Source organism: Pseudomonas antarctica (assembly GCF_900624995.1).
Taxonomy (GTDB): domain Bacteria; phylum Pseudomonadota; class Gammaproteobacteria; order Pseudomonadales; family Pseudomonadaceae; genus Aquipseudomonas; species Aquipseudomonas antarctica.
Genome location: NZ_UYXQ01000010.1, coordinates 59,222 through 84,523, shown reverse-complemented (window position 1 = coordinate 84,523; position 25,302 = coordinate 59,222). Strand labels below are relative to the sequence as shown.

Annotated in this window: 23 protein-coding genes and 2 pseudogenes; 16 read left to right on the top strand and 9 right to left on the bottom strand. The window is 60.1% G+C overall.

All coding sequences use genetic code 11. The annotated features are described in order from the left end of the window. Nucleotides 1–3: 3 nt before the first annotated feature. A complete protein-coding gene (aroQ, locus tag E0F99_RS09855; protein ID WP_083356661.1) occupies nt 4–444 on the bottom strand; it encodes a type II 3-dehydroquinate dehydratase in 441 nt (146 codons plus the stop codon). A gap of 196 nt (nt 445–640) precedes the next feature. Between aroQ and E0F99_RS09850 the strand changes: the two are divergent. Together E0F99_RS09850 and E0F99_RS09845 are read left to right on the top strand one after the other, a co-directional pair. Next, nucleotides 641–868: pseudogene (locus E0F99_RS09850) on the top strand (DUF4160 domain-containing protein); the annotation flags it as partial. Between the two features lie 8 nt (nt 869–876). After that, nucleotides 877–1,047, top strand: a pseudogene (locus E0F99_RS09845) (DUF2442 domain-containing protein); the annotation flags it as partial. On the opposite strand, the gene trmA reads toward E0F99_RS09845, so the two are convergent. After that, nucleotides 1,030–2,109 carry a tRNA (uridine(54)-C5)-methyltransferase TrmA gene (gene trmA, locus E0F99_RS09840; RefSeq protein ID WP_083356662.1) on the bottom strand — a complete coding sequence of 360 codons (1,080 nt, stop codon included), beginning with the start codon at nt 2,107–2,109 and terminating at the stop codon, nt 1,030–1,032. The pseudogene E0F99_RS09845 and the gene trmA overlap by 18 nt on opposite strands. Beyond that, nucleotides 2,106–3,401: an NCS2 family permease gene (locus E0F99_RS09835; protein WP_083356663.1), complete on the bottom strand. Its 1,296-nt coding sequence runs from the start codon at nt 3,399–3,401 to the stop codon at nt 2,106–2,108. The genes trmA and E0F99_RS09835 overlap by 4 nt, the downstream gene beginning before the upstream one ends. A gap of 210 nt (nt 3,402–3,611) precedes the next feature. Here E0F99_RS09835 and E0F99_RS09830 point away from each other — a divergent pair, with 210 nt between their 5' ends. From E0F99_RS09830 to E0F99_RS09815, 4 genes are all read left to right on the top strand, one after another. Continuing rightward, complete coding sequence (locus E0F99_RS09830; protein ID WP_083356664.1) at nt 3,612–4,055, top strand: DUF4879 domain-containing protein; 444 nt, start codon at nt 3,612–3,614, stop codon at nt 4,053–4,055. A 97-nt stretch (nt 4,056–4,152) separates the two neighbouring features. Continuing rightward, nucleotides 4,153–4,677 carry a (2Fe-2S)-binding protein gene (locus E0F99_RS09825; RefSeq protein ID WP_083356665.1) on the top strand — a complete coding sequence of 175 codons (525 nt, stop codon included), beginning with the start codon at nt 4,153–4,155 and terminating at the stop codon, nt 4,675–4,677. Beyond that, a complete protein-coding gene (locus tag E0F99_RS09820; RefSeq protein ID WP_083356666.1) occupies nt 4,674–5,663 on the top strand; it encodes an FAD binding domain-containing protein in 990 nt (329 codons plus the stop codon). The genes E0F99_RS09825 and E0F99_RS09820 overlap by 4 nt, the downstream gene beginning before the upstream one ends. Next, on the top strand, nt 5,660–7,843 hold the full coding sequence (locus E0F99_RS09815) for a xanthine dehydrogenase family protein molybdopterin-binding subunit (RefSeq protein ID WP_083356667.1): 2,184 nt from the start codon (nt 5,660–5,662) through the stop codon (nt 7,841–7,843). Before E0F99_RS09820 ends, E0F99_RS09815 begins: the two co-directional genes overlap by 4 nt. Before the next feature lie 154 nt (nt 7,844–7,997). Here E0F99_RS09815 and E0F99_RS09810 read toward each other — a convergent pair whose 3' ends face one another. After that, nucleotides 7,998–9,236, bottom strand: coding sequence for an MFS transporter (locus E0F99_RS09810; RefSeq protein ID WP_083356668.1), 1,239 nt, complete (start codon nt 9,234–9,236; stop codon nt 7,998–8,000). Between the two features lie 329 nt (nt 9,237–9,565). Between E0F99_RS09810 and E0F99_RS09805 the strand changes: the two genes are divergently transcribed. The 3 genes from E0F99_RS09805 to E0F99_RS09795 are packed head-to-tail and all read left to right on the top strand — an operon-like array spanning nt 9,566 to nt 12,194. Continuing rightward, a complete protein-coding gene (locus tag E0F99_RS09805) occupies nt 9,566–11,005 on the top strand; it encodes a cytochrome ubiquinol oxidase subunit I (RefSeq protein ID WP_083356669.1) in 1,440 nt (479 codons plus the stop codon). Nucleotide 11,006: 1 nt separating this feature from the next. Further along, nucleotides 11,007–12,014 carry a cytochrome d ubiquinol oxidase subunit II gene (cydB, locus tag E0F99_RS09800; RefSeq protein ID WP_083356670.1) on the top strand — a complete coding sequence of 336 codons (1,008 nt, stop codon included), beginning with the start codon at nt 11,007–11,009 and terminating at the stop codon, nt 12,012–12,014. A gap of 12 nt (nt 12,015–12,026) precedes the next feature. Continuing rightward, nucleotides 12,027–12,194, top strand: a complete 168-nt coding sequence (locus E0F99_RS09795; RefSeq protein WP_083356671.1) for a DUF2474 domain-containing protein — start codon at nt 12,027–12,029, stop codon at nt 12,192–12,194. 66 nt (nt 12,195–12,260) lie between these two features. On the opposite strand, the gene E0F99_RS09790 is transcribed toward E0F99_RS09795, so the two are convergent. Further along, entirely contained in the window at nt 12,261–13,385 is a 1,125-nt protein-coding gene (locus E0F99_RS09790; RefSeq protein ID WP_083356672.1) for a methyltransferase, read from the bottom strand. 168 nt (nt 13,386–13,553) lie between these two features. Then, the gene (locus E0F99_RS09785; protein ID WP_083356673.1) at nt 13,554–14,264 is read right to left on the bottom strand and encodes a helix-turn-helix transcriptional regulator; all 711 of its coding nucleotides are present in this window, start codon (nt 14,262–14,264) and stop codon (nt 13,554–13,556) included. A 457-nt stretch (nt 14,265–14,721) separates the two neighbouring features. On the opposite strand from E0F99_RS09785, the gene E0F99_RS09780 reads away from it, so the two are divergent. Then, a complete protein-coding gene (locus tag E0F99_RS09780) occupies nt 14,722–15,498 on the top strand; it encodes a ferredoxin--NADP reductase (protein WP_083356674.1) in 777 nt (258 codons plus the stop codon). Between the two features lie 47 nt (nt 15,499–15,545). Here E0F99_RS09780 and mscL read toward each other — a convergent pair whose 3' ends face one another. After that, entirely contained in the window at nt 15,546–15,962 is a 417-nt protein-coding gene (gene mscL, locus E0F99_RS09775; protein ID WP_083356675.1) for a large-conductance mechanosensitive channel protein MscL, read from the bottom strand. Between the two features lie 287 nt (nt 15,963–16,249). On the opposite strand from mscL, the gene E0F99_RS09770 reads away from it, so the two are divergent. From E0F99_RS09770 to radA, 3 genes are read left to right on the top strand one after another with little or no spacing between them, the layout of a single operon-like run. Next, nucleotides 16,250–17,791, top strand: a complete 1,542-nt coding sequence (locus E0F99_RS09770) for a catalase (RefSeq protein ID WP_083356676.1) — start codon at nt 16,250–16,252, stop codon at nt 17,789–17,791. A gap of 60 nt (nt 17,792–17,851) precedes the next feature. Then, nucleotides 17,852–18,391 (top strand): ankyrin repeat domain-containing protein, encoded by a 540-nt coding sequence (locus E0F99_RS09765; RefSeq protein ID WP_083356677.1) that lies wholly within the window; start codon nt 17,852–17,854, stop codon nt 18,389–18,391. A 35-nt stretch (nt 18,392–18,426) separates the two neighbouring features. Next, the gene (gene radA, locus E0F99_RS09760) at nt 18,427–19,794 is read left to right on the top strand and encodes a DNA repair protein RadA (RefSeq protein ID WP_017139308.1); all 1,368 of its coding nucleotides are present in this window, start codon (nt 18,427–18,429) and stop codon (nt 19,792–19,794) included. Between the two features lie 68 nt (nt 19,795–19,862). On the opposite strand, the gene E0F99_RS09755 is transcribed toward radA, so the two are convergent. Beyond that, entirely contained in the window at nt 19,863–20,231 is a 369-nt protein-coding gene (locus E0F99_RS09755; RefSeq protein WP_083356678.1) for a PilZ domain-containing protein, read from the bottom strand. 175 nt (nt 20,232–20,406) lie between these two features. Here E0F99_RS09755 and E0F99_RS09750 point away from each other — a divergent pair, with 175 nt between their 5' ends. The 3 genes from E0F99_RS09750 to yjiA all read left to right on the top strand — a co-directional run bounded on the left by E0F99_RS09750 (nt 20,407) and on the right by yjiA (nt 23,825). Further along, nucleotides 20,407–22,473: a carbon starvation CstA family protein gene (locus tag E0F99_RS09750; RefSeq protein ID WP_083356679.1), complete on the top strand. Its 2,067-nt coding sequence runs from the start codon at nt 20,407–20,409 to the stop codon at nt 22,471–22,473. A gap of 15 nt (nt 22,474–22,488) precedes the next feature. Then, nucleotides 22,489–22,686, top strand: coding sequence for a YbdD/YjiX family protein (locus E0F99_RS09745; RefSeq protein ID WP_003194308.1), 198 nt, complete (start codon nt 22,489–22,491; stop codon nt 22,684–22,686). Between the two features lie 179 nt (nt 22,687–22,865). Then, a complete protein-coding gene (yjiA, locus tag E0F99_RS09740; RefSeq protein ID WP_083356680.1) occupies nt 22,866–23,825 on the top strand; it encodes a GTPase in 960 nt (319 codons plus the stop codon). A 196-nt stretch (nt 23,826–24,021) separates the two neighbouring features. Here the strand turns inward: yjiA and glyA are convergent, their stop codons facing one another. Then, nucleotides 24,022–25,275, bottom strand: a complete 1,254-nt coding sequence (gene glyA / locus E0F99_RS09735; RefSeq protein ID WP_083356681.1) for a serine hydroxymethyltransferase — start codon at nt 25,273–25,275, stop codon at nt 24,022–24,024. Nucleotides 25,276–25,302 lie beyond the last annotated feature (27 nt).

Sequence of the window (25,302 nt, the reverse complement as noted above, 5' to 3'; positions counted from 1 at the left end):
GGCTCATCCTTTCAAGGTGTGGCTGAAGTGTTCCAGGGCCAGGTGGTAGCCGTGGCTGCCGAACCCGGCGAGCACCGCCTTGGCGATGGGCGACACAAAGGAGTGATGCCTGAACGCCTCACGTGCGTGCACGTTGGATAAATGCACTTCGATCACCGGCACTTCACTGGCTACCAGCGCGTCGCGAATCGCGACCGAGGTGTGGGTCCAGGCCGCCGGGTTGATCACGATACCGGCGCAACGGGCACGGGCGCCGTGGATCCAGTCGAGCAATTCGCCTTCGTGGTTGGTCTGGCGGAATTCGATTTTCAGCCCGAGCTTTTCGGCGCTGCGGCCACACAGGGCGGCGATGTCGGCCAGGGTTTCATGGCCGTAGGTGGCGGGCTCGCGGGTGCCGAGCAGGTTGAGGTTGGGGCCGTTGAGCACCAGCACGAGAGGCGGCATTTAGGGGGTCTCCACAGTTCTTATCTGTTGTGGAGATAAAATGTACTGGATGGTTAGTTTGGTCAATTGTTGATAGCGGATGTGTTCGATTATCGAACCGTTATCTGTGAAACAGCTTCGGGATTTCGACGCCGGTTGTCGGGCTGCACGGGGAAAAGTGTAACTTGGCGGAAAATAACCTAACGGATGGGTTGCGATGAAAGTAGGTGCTTACAAAGGCTATGTAATCTCGGTGTTTCTCAGGGATGAGCATTGCCCGCCTCACGTGCATGTCAGGGGCAAGGAATGGGATGCACGGTTTCGTTTCAGTTTTTTGAATGGGGACGTGGAGTTGTGGGATATAGAGCCTGAACGGAGGCAGCCACCCACGGCGGTCATGAAGGAAATACGCGAGGCAATAATGCAGCGGCACTACTTGGCGCGGGACGCAGCCTGATCGCCACAAGCCAACCGTTGATGGCGTTGGCGGCGAGCCTGGTAGCGTCGCGCAACGGTCGCAAAAGCAGCGCCGCCAAGTCGGCGGCCGCCCGAGCCAACGGCAAGAAGGGCGGTCGTCCACGCAAGAAGGAAGAAGAGGGCGTTGAATTACCGCCGGGTCAATAACACTCCGGATTCCATGTGGTGCGTCCACGGGAACTGGTCAAACATCGCACACTGGGTAATCTGGTGCGTGTCATGCAGTTGCGCAATGTTCGCCGCCAACGTCTCCGGGTTGCAGGAGATGTACAGGATGTTATCGAAGCGCCGGGTCAGTTCGCAGGTGTCCGGGTCCATGCCAGCGCGCGGTGGGTCGACGAAGACGCTACCGAACTCGTAGCTTTTCAGGTCGATGCCGTGCAGGCGGCGGAACGGGCGCACTTCGTTGAGCGCCTCGGTGAGTTCTTCGGCAGACAGGCGCACCAAGGTGACGTTATCCACGGCGTTTTCATCGAGGTTGCTCAGCGCAGCATTAACCGAGGTTTTGCTGATCTCGGTGGCCAGCACTTTGCGCACGCGAGTGGCCAAAGGCAGGGTGAAGTTACCGTTGCCGCAGTACAGCTCAAGCAAATCATCCGGGCGATCGCCCAAGGCTGCGTACGCCCAATTGAGCATCTTTTGGTTCACCGTGCCGTTAGGCTGGGTAAATGCGCCTTCGGGTTGGCGATAGCTGAATGTGCGCCCGCCCACTTCAAGTTTTTCCACCACGTAGTCGTGGCCGATCACATCGCGCTTGCCTTTGGAGCGGCCGATGATGCTGACATTCAAGTCGGCAGCGAGCGTGTTGGCGGCCGTGTGCCAATGCTCATCCAGTGGGCGGTGATAACACAGGGTGATCATCGCGTCGCCGGCCAAGGTGGTGAGGAACTCCACCTGGAACAGCTTGTGGCTCAGTGCTGCGCTGGCTTGCCAGGCAGCCTTGAGTTTCGGCATCAACTGGTTGATACGTGCACTGGCGATGGGGAACTCTTCGATCAGGATCGGCGTGCGCTTGTCGTCCTGGGAAAACATCGCGTAGTGGCGCTCGCCGCCTTCGCGCCACAGGCGGAACTCCGCCCGCAGGCGAAAGTGCTGCAGCGGCGAATCGAAGACCTGTGGCTCGGGTGCGTCGAACGATGCCAGCAGGTCACGCAAGCGCGTGACCTTGTCTTGCAGTTGAGCGGTGTAACTTGCGGCGTCAAAAGTCATGCGTTGAACCAGCCCAGCTTGATCACAAACAGAATCGACAGGATCACCAGTGCCGGGTTCAGCTCACGGTAGCGGCCCGAAAGCAGCTTGATGGCGGTCCAGGCGATGAAACCGAAGGCGATGCCGTTGGCGATGGAGTAAGTGAAGGGCATCGCCAGGGCGGTGATCACCACCGGCGCTGCAACAGTAATGTCGTCCCAGTCGATTTCGGCCAGGCCGGAGGTCATCAGCACGGCCACGAACAGCAGCGCCGGCGCGGTGGCGAAGGCTGGAACGCTGGCGGCCAGTGGCGAGAAGAACAGCGCCAACAGGAACAGGATCGCGACCACGACGGCGGTCAAACCGGTACGGCCACCGGCGCTCACCCCCGCAGCGGACTCGATGTAGCTGGTGGTGGTCGAGGTGCCCAGCAGCGAACCTGCCATGGCGGCGGTGCTGTCGGCGATCAGTGCACGGCCCATTTTCGGCATGTGGCCGTCCTTGCCCATCAGGCCGGCGCGCTTGGCGACGCCGATCAGGGTGCCGGAGTTGTCGAACAGGTCAACGAACAGGAACGCGAAGATCACGCTGACCAGGCCGATATCCAGCGCGCCTTTGATATCCAGTTGCAGGAAGGTCGGGGCCAGGGATGGCGGCATCGAGATCACGCCGCCGAACGGGGTGACATTCAACAGGATCGACACGATGGTCACGGCCAGGATGCCGATCAGCACTGCGCCGCGTACGGCCAGGGCTTCCAGCGCTACGATGAGCATAAAGCCAAGAGTGGCCAGGATCGGCGCCGGTTTCTTCAGGTCGCCCAGGCCAACCAAGGTGTTCGGGTTGCCGACCACGATCCCGGCGTTGTGCAGGGCGATCAGCGCCAAGAACAGGCCGATACCGGCGGCAATCGCCGAGCGCAGGGGCAAGGGAATGCTGTTGATGATCCACTCACGGATGCGGAAGATCGACAGCAGGAAGAACAGCACCGCCGAAATGAACACTGCGCCCAGCGCCACTTGCCAAGTGTGGCCCATGTGCAGGACCACGGTGTAGGTAAAGAAGGCGTTGAGGCCCATGCCCGGTGCCAGCGCGATCGGGTAGTTGGCGATCAGGCCCATCACGGTTGAACCGATGGCGGCGGCCAAGCAGGTCGCGACGAACACCGCGCCCTTGTCCATGCCGGTCTCGCCGAGGATGCTCGGGTTCACGAACAGAATGTAGGCCATGGCCAAAAAGGTCGTGATCCCTGCGAGGATCTCGGTGCGCACATTGGTGTTGTGTGCCTTGAGTTGAAACAGCTTTTCCAGCATGCCGGCTCCCTGTGACGCTATTTTGCGTCGTTATTTGTTGACCTCTAAGTCAAAGCACAAACTGCGCCAAGCGCCTGTGGTTTCAGAGAGGATCGGAAAAAGCGGCGCATCATACCAGCAGCCGACGGCCAGTGGCGCATAGGCTTGGTTTTGATGGTGCATGGCCTTGAGGCATACTGCGCCGACGTCTAATACAGGGTCGATAACAGCATGAAAAAAGCCAACGCCAGCAGTCTAGCTCTGTTCGCCGTTATCGGCCTGGGGCTGGTGGCACCGGCTTGGGGCGCGACTGCACCGCCCTTGAGCGAGGTGCGCGTATTCAAGGTTGAATCGGCCGGTTGCACTGAGACCATCCCTGAGCGGGCGAGCAGTACCCAGATGTGCACGCACCGTGGGCCAACCCAGGTTTCAGTGATGGAGGTCGGCCTGGGCAAAAACCCCATGGGCCGTTTCGATGGCGCGCAGTTGAACGGGCAGCGCACGCCGGTGTGCCAGGTCGGCACCATCAGCGAAGTGTGCAATGGCGCCGGCACCGTGATGGGCTACATCTATGTCTTCGACCTGAATGTCCAAGCGCCTGGCTGGTTCGAATACAGCAATGCCTCGATCAATGGCCCGCAAAACATCCTGAAAACGCTGCTCAATATCCGCTGATCAATTGCCTTGAACGCTCAATACCCCGGGAAGTCGTACCCCTTGAGACGGCGACTTTCCTGAACGCCGCGGATGGATACCAACCCGTGAGGTGTTTATGAGCGCAATCCCCAATGGCGCGGCGGCTAAGCCGTTCGCCAGTCACCCGATACGCTTGACCCTGAACGGGCAAGACCGCCACCTGAAGGTTTTGCCTTGGACCACCCTGCTCGACCTTTTGCGTGAGCAACTCGACCTGGTCGGCAGCAAAAAAGGCTGCGACCACGGCCAATGCGGCGCCTGCACCGTATTGCGCGATGGCAAGCGCGTGAACGCCTGCCTGACCCTGGCGGTGATGTGCGACGGCGCCGAGCTGACCACCATCGAAGGCCTGGCCGACGGCGACGTGTTGCATCCGATGCAGCAGGCCTTCATCAAGCATGACGCCTTCCAGTGCGGCTACTGCACTCCCGGCCAGATCTGTTCCGCCGTCGGCCTGGCTAATGAGGGCCGCGCCCACGACAGCGCACAAATCCAGGAATTGATGAGCGGCAACCTCTGCCGTTGCGGTGCCTACACCAACATCCGCGATGCCATCGAAGAGGCCTTGCCCGCCTGCCGTGCACAGAGAGGTGAGCCATGAACCCCTTCCAGTACAGCAAGCCGGCCGATGTGCACGAGGCCGTGCACCTGAGCAGCGCGGCGTCACGCTTTATCGCCGGTGGCACCAACCTGCTGGACCTGATGAAAGAAAACATCAGCCGCCCCGAACACCTGATCGATATCACCGGCCTGCCGCTCAAAAGCGTTGAACAAACCGCCAGTGGCGGCGTGCTGATCGGCGCGTTAGTGAGCAATGCCGACCTGGCCTGGCACCCGTTGATTGAACAGCGTTACCCGTTACTGTCCCAGGCAATCCTGGCCGGCGCCTCGCCGCAACTGCGCAACATGGCCAGTACCGGCGGCAACTTGTTACAGCGTACCCGTTGCTACTACTTCTATGACGCCAGCGTGCCCTGCAACAAGCGCGAACCCGGCAGCGGCTGCCCGGCGCGCACCGGCTTGAACCGCATTCACGCGATCCTCGGCGCCAGCGAACACTGCGTGGCCACGCACCCTTCGGATATGTGCGTAGCCCTGGCAGCACTGGCGGCGCGGGTGCATGTAGAGGGGCGTGGCGGCGCACGGGTCATCGAGTTTGCCGACTTCCACCGACTGCCCGGCGACACGCCGCAGCGCGACAACCTGCTGGCTGATGATGAGTTGATCACCGCCATCGAACTGCCCGCCGACCAGTTGGCCAGTCACAGCCATTACCTGAAAATCCGCGACCGTGCGTCCTACGCCTTCGCCTTGGTCTGCGTCGCCGCCGCCCTCGAACTGGACGGCGATCAAATCATCGACGCCCGCCTGGCCTTGGGCGGCGTGGCGCACAAACCCTGGCGTGACCGTGCAGTGGAAGCCTCACTGATTGGTCAGACGGTGAGCCGTGAAACCTTCAGCAACGCTGCCGACGCCTTGCTGCAAGACGCCGAACCGCTGGAACACAACGGCTTCAAGATCAAGCTGGCGCGCCGCGGGATTATCCGTGCCCTGAGCGACGCCGCGACGGCAGGAGAACGCCCATGACCGCTATCGGCAAACCCATGGACCGCGTCGACGGCCTGCTCAAAGTGACTGGCCAGGCACGTTATGCCGGCGAGTTTCCAGGCGAAGACTTGCTGCATGGCAGCGTGGTCTCCAGCACCATCGCGAGAGGCCGGGTGGTTAAGATCGATACCTCCAAAGCGCTGGCACTGCCGGGCGTGGTCATGGTGCTTGATCATCTCAACCGGCCCAAACTCGCCAGCTACGATGACGCGTTCGCTGACGCCGATGCGGCGGATGGCGCGCCGTTCCGCCCGCTGTATAACGACTGCGTCCTTTATAGCGGCCAACCGTTGGCCCTGGTGATCGCCAATAATCTGGAGCTGGCGCGGCATGCCGGCTCTCTGGTCGAGATCGAGTATGCAAGCGAAGCCTTTGAAACCGACTTGGTGGCCCTGCAGGAACAGGCGTACCCATCGCCGCAAACGCCCCCCAAGCCACGCGGCAACTTCCAGGCCGAGTGGGCCACTGCGGCCGTCAGCCTCGACGTGCACTACAGCACGCCCATCGAGCACCACAATCCGATGGAACCCCACGCCAGTACCGTGCTGTATCAACCGGACGGCACCCTGCACATCCACGACAAGACCCAAGGCCCGCAGAACTGCCAGGCGTATGTGCAAAAGGTCTTCGGCCTGGATAAAAGCCAGGTGCGGATTTTTGCTGCGTTCGTCGGTGGCGCCTTCGGCTCGGGCCTGCGCCCGCAGTACCAATTGCCCCTGGCAGTGATGGCCGCGCTGGCGCTCAAGCGTTCGGTGCGCGTAACCCTGACCCGGCAGCAGATGTTCACCTTCGGCTATCGCCCGCGCACTTTGCAGCGCTTGCAGATGGGCGCCGCCGCTAATGGCCGCCTGCTGGCATTGGGGCACACCGCGATTGGCCAGACCTCACGTTTCGAAGATTTCAGCGAACACGTGGTGGAATGGAGCGGCATGCTTTACCACTGCGACAACGTGCAGTTGACCTACAACCTGGTCCCGCTGGACGTGTTCACCCCGCTGGATATGCGCGCGCCAGGCGCCGCGTTGGGCGTGATCGGCCTGGAATGCGCCATGGACGAACTGGCCTGTGCGCTGGGCATGGACCCGGTGCAACTGCGCCTGATCAACTACGCCGAGCGCAACCAGAACGAAGATAAACCCTGGTCGAGCAAAGCCCTGCGTGAGTGCTACAGCGAAGGCGCCGAACGCTTCGGCTGGGGCCAGCGCAACCCGGAGCCGCGCAGCATGCGTGACGGCAACCAGTTGATCGGCTGGGGCATGGCCGGTGGCGTGTGGGAGGCGTTACAGATGAAGGCCAGCGCCAAGGCGCGCATCGACGCCGAGGGCAAATTGACCGTGAGCAGCGCCACCACCGATATCGGCACCGGCACTTACACGGTGATGACCCAGATTGCCGCCCAAGCCAGCGGCGTGCCGATGGCCGACATTAGCTTTTTGCTGGGTGACTCGTCATTGCCCACGGCGCCGTTGCAGGGCGGCTCGTTTACCGTGTCGTCTGTCGGCACCGCCGTGCAGCAGGCGTGCGAGGCTCTGAATGCCAAGCTGCTGAAAGTCGCCCGGCAGACTTACCCGGTATTTAAGGATGCTGAAGCGGTGCGCTTTGAAGACGGCCAACTGCATACCGGTGACGTGTGTGTATCGCTGGCGCAACTGGTTAAAGACAGCGGCGAAGACGCCTTGCAAGTGCAGGTTGACAGCGAGCCGGGCAAGCAACGCGAGGGTTACGCCTCGGCGACGCACTCGGCGGTGTTTGTCGAAGTTCGGGTTGACGAAGACCTGGGCATCATTAAGGTCAGCCGGGTGGTCAGCGCGATTGCGGCCGGGCGCGTAGTCAACCCGAAGATGGCCCGTAGCCAGATTCTCGGCGGCGTGGTGTGGGGCATTGGCATGGCGTTGCATGAGGAAACCCAGATCGACCATCAACTGGGCCGCTATATGAACCACAGCCTGGCCGAGTACCACATACCGGTGAATGCCGATATCGGCGACATTGAGGTGATTTTTGTCGAAGAACATGACGCGACCGTCAACGCCTTGGGTTCCAAGGGCGTAGGCGAGATCGGCATAGTCGGCGTGGCGGCGGCGGTGGCGAATGCGATTTATCACGCCACCGGCAGGCGGGTACGGGACTTTCCCATCACCCTGGATAAGGTGCTGTAGCGCAAGCCTTCAAACCACTGAAGCACCCATGTGGGAGCCGGGCTTGCCCTCGATAGCGGTGGGGCAGCCATCAATACGGTGCTGACCCACCGCTATCGCAGGCAAGCCAGCGCCCACATTTGCTGTATTCCAACACCAGACTAGGTGGCGGGGCTTATTGCTTTGCCTCTTCCACCGGTACGTGCATACGGTCGCGATTGGCCAGGGTAGGGAACAGTTTTATCCACACCCCCGTCACCAGCAGCGTGCCGATCCCGCCCATGACCACGGCGGGCACGGTGCCGAACCAGTGGGCGGTGATGCCCGACTCGAATTCGCCCAACTGATTGGAGGCGCCGATAAACAGGCCGTTGACCGCACTCACCCGGCCGCGCATTTCATCCGGGGTTTCCAACTGCACGAACGAGGCGCGGATGACCATGCTGATCATGTCCGCTGCACCCAGCACTACCAGCACCGCCAGCGAGAACCAGAACGATGTCGACAGGCCGAAGGCGATGGTCGCTACGCCGAACACCCCGACGGCGGTGAACATCACGCGGCCGACCTTGCGGTCCACCGAGAACCGCGCCAGCCACAACGACATCAACAAAGCGCCCACCGCCGGCGCCGAGCGCAGCAGGCCCAGGCCCCAGGCGCCAGTCAGCAAAATGTCTTTGGCGAACACCGGCAGCAACGCGGTGGCGCCGCCCAGCAGCACGGCGAACAGGTCCAGGGAGATCGCGCCGAGGATGTCCGGGCGGCTGCGAATAAAGCGAATCCCGGCCAGCAGCGAATCCATAGTTGCCTTGGCTTTGTTCAGCGGGGTCTGGCGGGCGGGCAGATTAAGGGTTAGCACGCAGGCGATCAGGTACAGCGCCACTGTCGGGCCATACACCCACACGCTGCCAAATGCATACAGCAAGCCGCCGAGGGCCGGTGCGACGATGGTCGCCAGTTGCTGCGCCGACTGCGAGGAGGCCACCGCCCGTGGGAACAGCGCGCTGGGTACGATGCTCGGCAGTAGTGCCTGGGTGGTGGGCATTTCAAACGAGCGCGCGGCGCCAAGCAGGAAGGCGAGGATAAAGATCATCTCGCGGGTCACGTTGCCGCTCAGGCCGCCGATGGCCAGGGACAGGGCAATCAACGCCTGCACGGTCTGGCAGAGGGCGGCGACCTTGCGCCGCTCATAGCGGTCGGCCACGTGCCCGGTATGCAGCATGAACAGCACGCGCGGTATGAATTCCACCAGGCCGACCAGGCCCAGGTCCAGCACATTTCCGGTCAGTTGGTAGAGGTTCCAGCCGATCGCCACGGTGAGCATCTGGAAGCCGCTGGCCGTAAAGATCCGCGCCAGCCAGAACGCGATGAAAGGGCGGTGGTGACGCAACAGCAACGCAGGTTCACTAGGCATCGGCAATGGAAATCAGGTGCGGAGGGAATGGCGAGATTAGCATCAAGCTGTAACAAATAGTTGCAAGGGTTTGCTGGGGGCCCGGCTGAGGCAAGCTGTCACGCGTCAAAAGACCACGCCTTCCTACAGCCAAAATAGGACTATTCTTTCAGCAATGCTTGATCCAGATCAAAACCAGCCCCGGGATTGTTCTGGCGGCTGAAAGGCCGGATTCCCTACGTGTTTGGTTAAAAAAGAAACGAATTGAAATTCGCCGCACTCCATATACGTGGGGGCAGTGGGTGCAGGCTCCCAGCCAGCAGCCGGTATTACCTGACAGAGGAAGACTTATGTTCGGTTTGGAGGCGCTAGATCTCGCCCGAATTCAATTCGCGTTCACCATCTCATTCCACATCCTGTTCCCGGCGATCACCATCGGCCTGGCCAGCTACCTTGCGGTGCTGGAAGGCTTGTGGCTCAAGACCCATAACGACACCTACCGTGACCTCTACCATTTCTGGTCGAAGATCTTTGCCGTCAACTTCGGCATGGGCGTGGTTTCGGGCTTGGTCATGGCCTACCAGTTCGGCACCAACTGGAGTCGCTTCTCGGACTTCGCCGGCGCCGTTACCGGGCCGTTGCTGACGTACGAAGTGCTCACGGCCTTCTTCCTCGAGGCAGGTTTCCTCGGGGTAATGCTGTTCGGCTGGAACAAGGTGGGGCGCAAGCTGCACTTTTTCTCCACCGTGATGGTCGCTGTCGGTACGTTGATCTCGACTTTCTGGATCCTGTCGTCCAACAGCTGGATGCAGACGCCCCAGGGCTTTGAAATCGTTGACGGCCGCGTGATACCGACGGATTGGTTTGCCGTGGTCTTCAACCCGTCATTCCCTTATCGCCTGGCGCATATGGCCACGGCGGCGTTCGTGGCCACCGCGTTCTTCGTCGGTTCCTCGGCGGCCTGGCACTTGCTGCGCGGCAAGGACAACCCGGCAATCCGCACCATGTTGTCGATGGCGATGTGGATGGCCCTGATCGTGGCGCCTATCCAGGCGGTGATCGGCGACTTCCATGGCCTGAACACGCTCAAGCACCAGCCGGCGAAAATCGCCGCGATTGAAGGCCACTGGGAGAACATCGGCAACGAGCCGACGCCGCTGATCCTGTTCGGCTGGCCCGACATGAAAGCTGAAAAAACCAAATACGCGGTCGAGATCCCGTACCTTGGCAGCCTGATCCTCACTCATTCCCTGGATAAACAGGTGCCGGCGCTCAAGGAGTTTCCGCCTGAAGACCGCCCCAACTCGACCATTGTGTTCTGGTCGTTCCGGGTCATGGTCGGCCTGGGTTTCCTGATGATCTTCACCGGCATTTTCAGCCTTTGGCTGCGCCGCGGCGACAAGATGTACACGTCCAAGCCGTTCCTGTACCTGGCGCTGTGGATGGGCCCGTCCGGCCTGATCGCGATTCTCGCCGGTTGGTTCACCACCGAAATCGGCCGTCAGCCGTGGGTGGTCTATGGGCTGATGCGCACGGCGGATGCATCGTCCGGGCATAGCCTGGCGCAGATGACGATCACGTTGGTGTTGTTTGTGGTGGTGTACTTCGCGCTGTTTGGCGCAGGGCTGGGCTACATGATGCGCCTGGTGCGCAAAGGGCCTCAGACTCACGAGGGCTCCGAGCCTACTCACGGTGGGCCCGGCCAGAAACGTACACCGGCGCGTCCGTTGTCCGCCGCCGATGATGGCAGCGATGACGACCACGCCCACATCCAGCACAAGGGGAATTGAGATGGGTATTGATCTTCCGCTGATATGGGCTGTGATCATCATCTTCGGCATCATGATGTACGTGGTGATGGATGGCTTCGACCTGGGTATCGGCATTCTGTTTCCGTTTATCCCCGGCAAAGTCGACCGTGACGTAATGATGAACACCGTCGCCCCGGTATGGGACGGCAACGAGACCTGGCTGGTTCTGGGAGGCGCAGCGTTGTTCGGCGCATTCCCGCTGGCCTATTCGGTGGTGTTGTCGGCGTTGTACCTGCCGCTGATCCTGATGCTGATCGGGCTGATCTTCCGTGGCGTTGCCTTCGAGTTTCGCTTCAAGGCCAAGGACGACAAGCGTCACCTGTGGGACAAGGCGTTTATCGGCGGCTCTGTCGCGGCGACGTTCTTTCAGGGCGTGGCGCTGGGGGCGTTTATCGACGGCATTCCGGTGGTCAACCGCCAGTTTGCCGGTGGCTCGCTCGACTGGGCCACGCCGTTCACGATGTTCTGCGGCGTGGCTTTGGTCATCGCCTATGCCTTGCTCGGCTGCACGTGGCTGATCATGAAGACCGAAGGCAAGTTGCAGGAGCAGATGCACAACCTGGCGCGGCCTTTGGCCTTCGTGGTGTTGGCGGTGATCGGTATCGTCAGCCTGTGGACGCCGCTGGCGCATCCGGAAATCGCTTCGCGCTGGTTCACCCTGCCGAACCTGTTCTGGTTCCTGCCGGTGCCGATCCTGGTGCTGGTGACCATGTACGGTTTGATCCGCGCGGTGGCACGTAATGCCCACTACACGCCGTTCCTGCTGACGCTGGTGCTGATTTTCCTTGGCTACAGTGGCCTGGGCATCAGCCTGTGGCCGAACATCATCCCGCCGTCGGTTTCCATCTGGGACGCCGCCGCGCCGCCGCAAAGCCAGGGCTTCATGCTGGTCGGCACGTTGTTCATTATCCCGTTCATCCTGGGCTACACCTTTTGGAGCTACTACGTGTTCCGAGGCAAGGTCACCCACGAAGACGGTTATCACTAGGAGGGTTGTTTTATGTCCGGCAAACCGTCGTTGCACGAGATCGAACAGGCCGAGAAACAGCCGTTGTGGCGCCGCCTTGGGTGGCTGGCGATGATTTGGACCGCCAGCGTGCTGGCCCTGTTCGTCGTAGCCAGCTTGATGCGCATGTTTATGAGTGCGGCCGGCCTGACCACCCACTGACATCCCAATCCGGGCCTCGCGGCCCGGCTTTTCAGCCCTGTCACTCGCAAGAGCGGCAGGGTTTTTTTATTTGCGCGCTTTGAGGATCACGAATTTCGGCGTGGTAGCGACTTGCTCGACACCGCGGAATAAGCGCGCCAGCTTGGTGTGATAACCCAAGTGACGGTTGCCGACTATATAGAGGGCGCCGCCAACCACCAGCGCTTCGCGCGCCTGTTGGAACATGCGCCAGGCGAGGAAGTCGCCGACCACCTGTTGCTGGTGGAATGGCGGGTTGCACAGCACCACGTCCAACGAGTGTGCTTCTTGCCCAGCCAGGCCATCGTCGGCGCGTACGGTCACTTCGCGCCCGCCGAGCGCGGCTTGCCAGTTTTCAAGCGCCGATTGCACCGCCATGTAGGACTCATCCACCAGTGTGTACTGCGCGTCTGGGTTTTGCATTGCGCTGGCGATCGCCAGTACACCGTTGCCGCAGCCCAAGTCCGCCACGTGGGCGCTGCCCAGGTTTTTCGGCAAGTGCGGGAGGAAGGCGCGGGTGCCGATGTCCAGGCCTTCGCGGCAGAACACGTTGGCGTGGTTGAGCAATTCGATGCTCGGTGTGTCCAGGGTGTAACGGGTGGGGTAGGGCGAGACGGCGGTTGGGCGAGTCTCTGCGGTCGCGATCAGCAGGCGGGCTTTTTTTACCGCGAGGGACGCGTGCATCGGCCCGATGTAACGCTCCAGCAACTCGCCTGCCGCCCGTGGCAGATGCTTGACCATCGCCCCGGCGATCACTTCGGCGCCCGGTGCCAATTGCCCTTGCAGACGGATCAACTGCTCTTCCAACAGCGCCAGGGTTTTGGGTACGCGGATCAGTACGCGGTCAAACGGGCCCACCGGCACCTGGCTGGCAGGTATAAACGCTAGCGCATCAAACGCCTTGCCGTTGCGTACCAGGTTTTTCTCAAGGCCAAGGGCTGCGAGAAATGAATCGCCACTTGAGGTGAGTTGCACCTGGCCTTCAAGGCTGGCCGCCAGCGCACCAAAGCTGTCATTGAGCACCAGTACACGGGTAGAGGCGGTGGGTTGTTGGCTGGCCAAATGGCTGAGCAGGTACTCGTCAGCGGCATCGAAGGCCTGTAGCGGGTCGTTGTGTTGCTCTGGCTGGCGGATCAGATCGAGCTGGGCGAAGGGGCTGTCAAGCAGGGGCATGGCGGGGCAGGCTCTGGGTCATCGATGGGCGTTGGGCGGGTGCTGGCAACCGGCGCAACCATCTGAGCGAACTGCGAGGCACTCCCGGTGGGGCTGCATCAACACTCAGAATTGGGCGTAAATGTTACTTTTTTTTAGGTGGGATTACATGCAGTGATTCGGGGTTAGCTAAAACAGCCCCGCTTTCGAGGCACAGAGCACGGCAGCGATCTTGTTATTGACCCCCAGCTTCTTGAGGCAACTGCTGATATGGAAGCCCACCGTACGCTCTGACAGACACAGGATCGTGGCAATGTCCGAGGCAGTCTTGCCCATGGCTGACCATCTGAGGACTTCTGTTTCCCGTGGCGTCAGCTTGCAAGGGGGCGCGATGCCTGGCCTGTCGGCAAACTTTTGTGCCATCACCGCGTGCATCGCATGACAGAGCCATAGCACCTGGCCGGCTTTCTCGTACAGCTCTTCAGGGCTGACTTCGCCGGTACGTCGGCCCAAGGTCAACATGCTGAACACCCCTTGGAAGTCGTGCACTGCCTGACTCCATCCCAAGTGCACGCCGAACGATTGGGCCAACGCCCATAAGTCCGGAGAGGCGTTGAACGCTTTTTCCTCCCACACAATCGGCAATACACTACGTTTGCAGTGGGCTACTACGGGATCTATGTCAAAGAAATGCGCTTGGTTATAAAGTGTGTTCCATTCATTTGGATAGTTGTTTAGGTTTACGGGCTTTGTTTGGTTAGTTAGTGTTTGGGAACTCATCGTGAAAGAACAGTATTCAAATCCGAGCTGGTAGGTGTGGTTGATGACCATTTCGTAAACAGTGGTGATCTTGTTCTCACCTTCCAGTTTGGGGAGCCTTGTGTTACGCCAGTTAACCATCGGGAACTCTCCATGAGTATTAGTGTGACTTGGGGACGTCCTGGCTCCCAATGCGGAACGGGAATGAGTGTAGGACAAGTCCTACGTGTTTTGTGTGAAATAAATTTGCTCGTTATACGTATTTAATTTTAGCTAATTTGTACAAAGAGTCGCTGCCTGTACATAGGCTGTTCTGGACTGAAGAGTACGATTGATTTCAGTCTTCTGTCTGCAATATTAAATTAATGGCGTTTTAAATGCCTTTCCTCATCTAATGGCGTTAAGTAAGCAGTGAAATAGCTAAATGATTAGTTTGAGCTTGAGGGAGACTGCAGGGTACAAAGGTTAAAAATACCGGAAAACCCTAAGCTCACCCCGGCCGGCACCGTGTGGCGCAATGCCAATGCCAGTACAAACCAACGGTGTTTCCCCGCGTGACTTTGAGGGACACTAGGGCACCTGTTCAACGGAGCCCCCCATGACGGCCAGTGCTGAGAAATTTACCCGCCAGACCTTGCTCGACGTGCAATCGCTGACCCCTAGCCTGTTCACCCTGCGCACCACTCGGGACCCAGGTTTTCGGTTTACCGCAGGCCAGTTCGTGCGCCTGGGCGTGAACAAGTCCGACGGCAGCACCGTATGGCGGGCCTACTCCATCGTGTCTTCGCCGTTTGACGAGCATCTCGACTTCTTCTCTATTGTCGTACCGGGTGGCGAATTCACCAGTGAGTTGAGCCGCCTGCAGGTGGGCGATACGCTGATGGTGGAGCGCCAAGCCACTGGCTTCCTGACCCTGAACCGTTTTGTGGATGGGCGCGATCTGTGGTTGCTGGGCACGGGGACCGGAGTAGCGCCGTTCCTGTCGATCTTGCAGGACTTCGAAGTGTGGGAAAAATTCGAGCGCATTGTTCTGGTGTACAGCGCGCGCGAGGCCAAGGAACTGGCCTACCAGTCGCTGATCAAGGAACTGGGAGCGCGCGAGTATCTGGCTGAATACGCTCACAAACTCATTTATATCCCCACCGTTACACGGGAGCAGCACCCCGGCGCGTTGAATGGGCGTATCACTACGTTGATCGAGAATGGCGAGCTGGAGCGCGTTGCCGGCGCTGCGCTGACCCCGGAACACTCCCGCGTGCTGATTTGCGGCAACCCGCAGATGGTCGATGACACACGCCAATTGCTCAAGCAGCGCGACATGCAGTTGAGCCTGAGCCGGCGTCCTGGTCAGGTGGCAGTGGAAAATTACTGGTAATAAAAAAGGCGCCTGCAATAGGCGCCTGTCTTGCAAAACCGTGTTGTTTAAAGCGGCTTGTTGTTCTGTGCCTTGAGCAGATCACGGATCTCGCCCAGCAACACCTCTTCTTTGGTCGGAGTCGGCGGCAAGCTGGGTGCCACAGCCTCTTCGCGCTTCAGGCGGTTGATTGCCTTCACGCCCATGAAGATTGCAAAGGCCACGATCACGAAGTCGATCACGCTCTGGATGAACTTGCCGTACGCCAGGACAACGGCGGGTAGATCGCCCTGCGCTGCCTTGAGCGTTATCGCCAGGTCCGCAAAGTCCACGCCGCCGATCAGCAGACCGATAGGTGGCATCACCACGTCGCCTACAAATGAGGAAACAATCTTGCCGAAGGCGGCGCCGATGATGATACCGACGGCCATATCGACCACATTGCCTTTGACCGCGAAGGCCTTGAACTCACTGATCACGCCCATAGGTTATTCCTTGTTACAGATGAGAAGGGTGGAGGTCAGTGTAAGTCAGTCGCAGAAGGCTTGCGCGACACAACCTTTAACACTGTCAATTTTTATCGACACATTAAATCGCAAATAGTTTGCACATTGCCACTATTCGCGCGCGGATTACTCGCCATTTCAGTGGGTTACCACACTATTTTCTCAATCGACCTGGTGGTGTTTTTCTATTTATCTTCTGACTCGCGGGTCACTAGCCTCTGGCAAGCACAACTGAATGTGCGCTAAAAAAACCAGAGGAACCCTCGATGAAGAATCCAATGCAGCGCGGCCCGGTTATCGCGCGACATGCGCTGATACTGGCGAGCGCCAGCCTGCTTTCGCTGTCCGTACACGCCGCCAACCTGACCCGCGATAACGGCGCCGTCGTTGGTGACAACCAGAACTCGCAAACCGCCGGCGCCAACGGCCCGGTGCTGCTGCAAGACGTGCAACTGATCCAAAAGCTGCAGCGTTTCGACCGAGAGCGCATCCCCGAGCGTGTGGTCCACGCCCGTGGCACTGGCGCCCACGGCACCTTTACCGTCACCGACAACCTTAGCGACTTGACCAAGGCCAAGGTTTTCGCCGCTGGCGAGGCCACCCCAGTGTTCGTGCGCTTCTCAGCCGTGGTTCACGGCAACCATTCCCCGGAAACCCTGCGTGACCCACGTGGCTTCGCCACCAAGTTCTATACCGCCGACGGCAACTGGGACTTGGTCGGCAATAACTTCCCGACGTTCTTTATCCGCGACGCCATCAAGTTCCCTGACATGGTTCATGCGTTCAAGCCCGACCCACGCACCAACTTGGACGACGACTCTCGCCGTTTCGACTTCTTCTCCCATGTACCAGAGTCCACTCGCACGCTGACCGAGTTGTACTCCGACTCTGGCACTCCGGCCAGTTATCGGGAGATGGACGGCAACGGCGTACATGCCTACAAGTTGATTAACGCCAAGGGCGACGTGCACTACGTCAAGTTCCACTGGAAGAGCTTGCAAGGCATCAAGAACCTCGACCCCAAGCAAGTGATCGACGTGCAGGGGCGTGACTACAGCCACATGACCAATGACTTGGTTACCCACATCAACAAGGGCGACTTCCCCAAGTGGGACCTGTACGTGCAAGTGCTCAAGCCTGAGGACTTGACCACGTTCGATTTCGACCCGCTGGACGCCACGAAGATCTGGCCGAACGTACCGGAGCGTAAAGTCGGGCAGATGGTGTTGAACCGCAACCCGGCGAATGTTTTCCAGGAAACCGAACAAGTCGCCATGGCACCCGCCAACGTGGTGCCGGGCATCGAGCCGTCGGAAGACCGCCTGCTGCAAGGCCGGGTGTTCTCCTACGCCGACACGCAGATGTACCGCCTGGGGCCGAACGCCTTGCAACTGCCGATCAACGCCCCCCGTGTCACCGTCAACAACGGTAACCAGGACGGCGCGATGAACGTCGGCAAAACCAGCACCGGCGTGAACTACCAGCCAAGCCGTCTGTTGCCGCGCGAAGAGCCGCAAACCGCACGCTATAGCCAGTCGGCGCTGTCGGGCAGCACCCAGCAGGCGAAGATCCAGCGTGAGCAGAACTTCAAGCAGGCCGGTGACTTGTACCGCTCCTACAACAAGAAAGAGCGCCAGGACTTGATCGACAACTTCGGTGGCTCGCTGGCCACCACCGACGATGAGAGCAAGCACATCATCCTGTCGTTCCTCTACAAGGCGGACCCGGAGTACGGCACCGGCGTGACCAAGGTCGCCAAGGGTGATTTGGCGCGCGTGAAAGCGTTGGCAGACAAACTGACTGACTGACTGACGTTGATACCGGTCGGCGCCCTGGCATGGGCGTCGACCCCTGGCAGGAGACGCCCCATGCGTATATCGATTGGTTTACTGATGGCGATGCTGGCCTTTGTCGCTCATGCCGAGTCGCCCGACCCCGTGGCGCTCAAGGCGCAGTTGCAGGACTACTATTTCGACGCCGCCCGCCGTGGCGATATCGACATGCTCAACACCTTCATCGAGTCCGGCTACAGCCTCAACACCCAGGACGACAAGGGCTACACCGCGCTGATCCTCGCCGCCTATCACGGCCAGGGGGCCTTCGTGGAGCGCTTGCTCAGCGCCGGCGCCGACGCCTGTGTGCAGGACAAACGCGGCAATACCGCGCTGATGGGCGCGATCTTCAAAGGCGAGTTGAACATTGCCCAGCGCCTGCTCGCTACCGACTGCAACCCCGACCAGCGCAACGGCGCCGGGCAGACGGCGGCCATGTACGCGGGGTTGTTCAAGCGTGTCGAACTGCTCGATGAACTCAGCGCCAAAGGCGCCGACCTCAACGCCGAAGACCCGATCGGCAACAGTGCTTCACGATTAGCCAGTGGTGAAATTCGGACCCCGGCACCGCGCTGAGCTATCATCGCGGTTTTTTAGTTGGAGGTTCTCAAATGGCAAAGGCCAAGCGCATGTACGGCTGCACCGAGTGCGGCGCGACCTTTCCCAAGTGGGCCGGCCAATGCACCGAGTGCGGCGCGTGGAACACCCTGACTGAAACCATGATCGAAAGCGGCGGCGCTGCGGCCCCCACTGGCCGCGCTGGCTGGACTGGGCAACAGGCGCAGATCAAGACCCTGGCCGAAGTCAGCGTCGAAGAAATCCCACGTTTTTCCACCGCGTCCGGCGAGCTGGACCGCGTGCTCGGCGGCGGCTTGGTGGACGGCTCTGTGGTGTTGATCGGCGGCGACCCCGGCATCGGTAAATCGACCATCCTGCTGCAAACCCTGTGCAGCATTGCCAGCCGCATGCCGGCGCTGTACGTCACCGGCGAAGAATCCCAGCAACAAGTGGCCATGCGTGCCCGTCGCCTGGGGTTGCCCCAGGACCAACTGCGGGTGATGACCGAAACCTGCATCGAAAGCATCATCGCCACCGCGCGTATCGAAAAGCCCAAGGTCATGGTGATCGACTCGATCCAGACGATTTTCACCGAGCAACTGCAATCGGCACCCGGCGGCGTCTCCCAGGTGCGCGAAAGTGCGGCACTGCTGGTGCGGTATGCCAAGCAGAGCGGCACGGCGATCTTCCTGGTCGGCCACGTGACCAAAGAGGGCGCGCTGGCCGGGCCACGGGTGCTTGAGCACATGGTCGACACCGTGTTGTATTTCGAAGGCGAATCCGATGGCCGCTTGCGCTTGCTGCGGGCGGTGAAGAACCGCTTCGGCGCGGTCAACGAACTGGGTGTGTTCGCCATGACCGACCGTGGGCTAAAAGAAGTCTCTAACCCTTCGGCAATTTTTCTCACGCGCGCCCAAGAAGAAGTCCCGGGCAGTGTGGTGATGGCGACGTGGGAAGGCACCCGGCCGATGCTGGTGGAAGTGCAAGCACTGGTGGATGACAGCCACTTGGCCAACCCGCGCCGGGTCACTCTCGGCCTGGATCAGAACCGCCTGGCGATGCTGCTCGCGGTATTGCACCGTCACGGCGGCATTCCCACTCACGACCAGGACGTGTTCCTCAACGTGGTCGGCGGGGTCAAGGTGCTGGAAACCGCGTCTGACTTGGCACTGATGGCGGCGGTGATGTCCAGCCTGCGCAATAAACCGCTGCCACACGATCTGCTGGTGTTTGGTGAGGTGGGCTTGTCGGGCGAGGTGCGCCCGGTGCCCAGTGGTCAGGAGCGCTTGAAGGAAGCCGCCAAGCACGGTTTCAAACGTGCGATTGTGCCCAAGGGCAATGCGCCGAAAGAAATGCCGGCAGGGTTGAAGGTGATCGGTGTAACCCGCCTGGAGCAGGCGCTGGATGCACTTTTCGAATAATAAGCAACCCTGCAAAACCAATGTGGGAGCAGGCAAGCCAGCTCCCACCGTTTGATTTGTGTTGGCTGTTAGATTTCCAGCAATGCCGCCAACTCGCGGTGCAATTCTTCCTCGTCGCCCAAATTCAGTTCGATCAGACGCTTTAGATGGCTGATCGACTCCAAGTCGATGTGCTCGCACACAAACCCCAACTGCCCATGATCATCATGGGCCAGCCTGACCTGCATCTTGATACGCGCCTCTGGGTCCAGGCGGATATCCACGCCGAACGACTCTGCACGATTGCCCTGCCAGTCATCCGGTCGTTGTACTAACAAGCCTTTGAGCGACAAATCCAGTAATTGCACCGGCCAATTCCAGCCGTTTTGCGTAATGGTCGTTCGTGCATCGAAGGCGATACGCCGAAAACGGCGTCGATCAGACGGCTGTTCGCTCATACTCAAATCCTCTGTGGGTAGAAGGATTGTAGCTGCGAGCGATCAACCGGCTTTTATTTCTGCTTTTTTTTAGCGTTGCAAGGCTCTAGACCAACGTAGGGGGGTGGCCTTTAAGGCCAGTAGCGCTAAACTCGGACTGGCTGTCCTTTCTGTCCACCCTGGCTGGAATATAAAAATGAAAAATAATAATAGCCTGCTACGCCACCTACCCTGGCTGGTGCTGGCAATCGTAGGCGCGTGCGCCCTGGGCGTAGTGGCCTTGCGCCGCGGCGAGGCGATCAACGCCTTGTGGATTGTGGTCGCTGCGGTGGCCATCTACCTGGTTGCGTACCGTTACTACAGTCTGTTCATCGCTAACAACGTGATGCAACTTGATCCACGGCGGGCCACCCCCGCCGTGCTCAATAATGACGGTCTGGACTATGTGCCGACCAACAAACACATCCTTTTTGGTCACCACTTTGCGGCGATTGCCGGTGCAGGCCCGCTGGTCGGTCCGGTATTGGCGGCGCAAATGGGCTACCTGCCCGGCACCCTGTGGCTGATTGCCGGCGTGGTGCTGGCCGGTGCGGTGCAAGACTTCATGGTCCTGTTCCTGTCCACCCGTCGTAACGGCCGTTCCTTGGGGGACATGGTTCGCGAAGAGATGGGCCGCATCCCCGGCACCATCGCGCTGTTCGGCTGCTTCCTGATCATGATCATCATCCTCGCGGTGCTGGCGCTGATCGTGGTCAAGGCCCTGGCCGAGAGCCCGTGGGGCATCTTCACCGTGATGGCGACCATCCCGATCGCGATGTTCATGGGCGTGTACATGCGCTACATCCGCCCGGGCCGCATTGGGGAAATCTCGGTCATCGGCGTGCTCTTGCTGCTCGGTTCGATCTGGCTGGGCGGGCAGATTGCCGCTGACCCGTTTTGGGCCAAAGCCTTCTCGTTCACTGGCATCCAGATCACCTGGATGCTGATCGGCTACGGTTTCGTCGCCGCGGTACTGCCGGTGTGGCTGATCCTGGCGCCGCGTGACTACCTCTCCACCTTCCTCAAAATCGGCACCATCATCGCCCTGGCGATCGGCATCCTGGTCACCATGCCAGAGCTGAAAATGCCGGCTCTGACCCAATTCATCGACGGCACCGGCCCGGTGTGGAAGGGCGGTTTGTTCCCGTTCCTGTTCATCACCATTGCCTGTGGCGCGGTCTCGGGTTTCCACGCACTGATTTCCTCGGGCACCACGCCCAAGCTGCTGGATAACGAAGTCAACTCGCGCTACATCGGTTACGGCGCGATGCTGATGGAGTCGTTCGTGGCCATCATGGCGATGGTTGCCGCATCGGTGATCGAGCCAGGCGTGTACTTCGCCATGAACAGCCCGGCCGCTGTGGTTGGCGGTGACGTAATGACCGTGGCGCAAACCGTCAGCAGTTGGGGGTTTGCAATTACTCCGGAAGCGCTGCAAGCCGTGGCCCATGACATCGGCGAAACCACCATCCTGGCGCGCGCCGGCGGTGCGCCGACCTTGGCGGTGGGTATCGCGCAGATCCTGCACAGTGTGCTGCCGGGTGAAAACACCATGGCGTTCTGGTACCACTTCGCGATCCTGTTTGAAGCGCTGTTCATCCTGACGGCGGTCGACGCCGGTACCCGTGCCGGCCGGTTCATGTTGCAAGACTTGCTCGGCTCCTTCGTGCCGTCGCTCAAACGTACCGAGTCCTGGACCGCCAACCTGATTGCGACCGCAGGTTGTGTGGCGATGTGGGGTTACCTGCTGTACCAAGGCGTGATCGACCCCTTGGGCGGTATCAACACCTTGTGGCCGCTGTTCGGTATCTCCAACCAGATGCTCGCCGGTATCGCGCTGATGCTCGCCACCGTTGTGCTGATCAAAATGAAGCGCCAGCGCTACATCTGGGTGACTATGCTACCGGCGGTTTGGCTGCTGATCTGCACCACCACCGCAGGCTTCATCAAGCTGTTCGACGCCAACCCGGCGATCGGCTTCCTGTCGTTGGCCAAGAAGTACAGCGATGCCCTGGCCAACGGCCAGATCCTCGCGCCGGCCAAGAACATCGACCAGATGCAGCATGTGATCTGGAACGCCTACACCAACGCAACGCTGACGGCGCTGTTCCTGTTCGTGGTGTTCAGCATCCTGTTCTATGCGCTCAAGGTCGGCGTCGCCGCCTGGGGCAACAAAGAACGTACGGATAAAGAAGCCCCGTTCCAGGCTGTTCCGGACGCGTAATCGAGGATTGCAAGCATGTTCAATGACATCAGTCGCCTCGGTAAATACCTCGGTCAGGCCGCACGCCTGATGGTCGGTATGCCCGACTACGACACTTACGTCGAGCATATGCAAACCAAACACCCGGACAAACCGGTGATGGACTACAAGGCGTTCTTCCGGGAACGCCAGGAAGCCCGTTACGGTGGCAAGGGTGGGCCTAAGTGCTGCTAGCCCGGTAAGTTGGGCGTGTGGTGATCCCCTGTGGGAGCGGGCTTGTGTGGGAGCTGGCTTGCCTGCGATAGCATCAGCTCGGTCTAACTGGAAGACCGAGGTGTCTGCATCGCAGGCAAGCCAGCTCCCACATAGGTCTGCTCCCACATTTGTTTCTGTGTTTCTTCAAGGAGAATATTTTGTCCTCTCCCATCCCCGTCACCATCCTCAGCGGCTTCCTCGGCGCCGGCAAAACCACCTTGCTGCGCCACCTGCTCAAGGCCGAACACGGCCTGAAAATCGCCGTGATCGAAAACGAATTCAGTGATGCCGGTATCGACACCCAATTGCTGGGCGCTGAACCGGTGCAAGTCATGACCCTGTCCAATGGCTGCGTGTGTTGCACAATCCACACCGACCTGACCAAAGCCCTGTACCTGCTGCTGGAACGCCTGGACAGCGGCGAGATCGCCTTCGACCGTCTGGTGATCGAGTGCACCGGGCTGGCGGATCCTGCGCCGGTGGCCCAGACCTTTTTCATCGATGAAGAACTGCGCGAGCGCTACATCCTCGACGGTATCATCACCGTGGTGGACGCGGCCCACGCCGAACATCACCTGACCCAGACCATCGCCCAGGCCCAGATCGGTTTCGCCGACCGCCTGCTGGTGAGCAAGCGCGACCTGGTGGACGAGGCGACGTTCGACGCCCTCAGCCAGCGTCTGACCCGCATCAACCGCCGCGCGCCGATTCGTGTGGTCGACCACGGCGCTATCGACCTGGCCGAGCTACTCGACGTGCGCGGCTTCAACCTCAACGCCGGCATGAGCCTGCGCCCGGTCAGCGCCGCGCCATCTATCGACCGCATTTCCAGCCTGGTGCTGCGCACCGACCAGCCGCTGGATATCGACCGCCTCAGTGAGTTCATGAACGAGTTGCTGGAAGACCACGGCAAGCAACTGCTGCGCTACAAGGGCGTGCTGAACATTGCCGGGGAAGACCGGCGCATGGTGTTCCAAGGCGTGCTCAAGCTCTACGGCTTTGATTGGGATACCGAATGGGCCGAAGGTGAGGCGCGCGAAAGTGTGATTGTGTTTATTGCTGACGAACTGCCAGAAGACAAGATTCGCGAGGGCTTTGCGAAGGTCTACCAATTTTGATTTGAAATGCGATCAAATTGTGGGAGCTGGCTTGCCTGCGATAGCGGTTTTTCATCTGATACAGTTGTGACTGATACACCGCCATCGCAGGCAAGCCAGCTCCCACAGGGAAATGCATTTCAAGTTGGGAAAGCAGTGATTTCAGGCATAAAAAAGCCCGGCTCTAAAGCCGGGCTTTTTGTTCAAGCAACTGCAATCAAGCGCCGTATACCGGCAGCTTTTTGCAGATGGCCTTGACCTTCTCACGTACCGCGTCGATCACGGCTTCGTTGTTCAGGTCCGCCAGGATGTCGCAGATCCAGCCGGCCAGTTCCTTGCACTCTGCTTCTTTAAAGCCACGCGTGGTCACAGCCGGAGTACCGAAGCGCAGGCCGGAGGTGACGAACGGCGAACGTGGGTCGTTCGGCACGGAGTTCTTGTTCACGGTGATGAAGGCTTTGCCCAGGGCAGCGTCAGCATCTTTACCGGAAATGTCCTGCTTGATCAGCGACAGCAGGAACAGGTGGTTTTCAGTACCGCCGGACACCACGTCGTAGCCGCGTTCGATGAACACACCGGCCATGGCTTTGGCGTTCTTCACCACTTGTTGCTGGTAAGTCTTGAACTCAGGCTGCAGGGCTTCTTTGAAGCAGATCGCTTTAGCCGCGATCACGTGCTCCAGCGGGCCGCCTTGGGCGCCTGGGAATACAGCGGAGTTCAGCTTCTTCTCGATATCGGCGTTGGCGCGCGCCAGGATCAGGCCGCCACGTGGACCGCGCAGGGTCTTGTGGGTGGTGGTGGTCACCACGTCAGCGTAAGGCACCGGGTTCGGGTAGACGCCAGCGGCGACCAGACCGGCCACGTGGGCCATGTCGACGAACAGGTAAGCGCCAACCTTGTCGGCGATAGCGCGGAAGCGTGGGAAGTCCAGAATCTGCGAGTAGGCAGAGAAACCGGCCACGATCATTTTTGGCTTGTGTTCAACCGCCAGACGCTCGACTTCGTCGTAGTCGATCAGGCCGTTGGCATCGATACCGTATTGAACGGCGTTGTACAGCTTGCCGGAGGAGGAAACGCTGGCACCGTGGGTCAGGTGACCGCCGTGAGCCAGGCTCATGCCCAGAATGGTGTCGCCGCCTTGCAGCAGCGCCAGGTATACGGCGCTGTTGGCTTGGGAACCGGCGTGTGGCTGGACGTTGGCGTAATCGGCCCCGAACAGTTCCTTGGCACGGTCGATGGCCAGTTGCTCAACCACGTCGACGTACTCGCAACCGCCGTAGTAGCGCTTGCCTGGGTAGCCTTCGGCGTACTTGTTGGTCAGAACCGAACCTTGAGCCTCCATGACCGCAGGGCTGGTGTAGTTTTCCGAAGCGATCAGCTCAATGTGCTCTTCCTGGCGCACGGCTTCTTGCTCCATGGCGGCGAAGAGATCGGCGTCGTACTTGGCAATGGTCAAATCACGGCTGAACATGGCGGTCCTCAAGGATCGGGGGCAGAA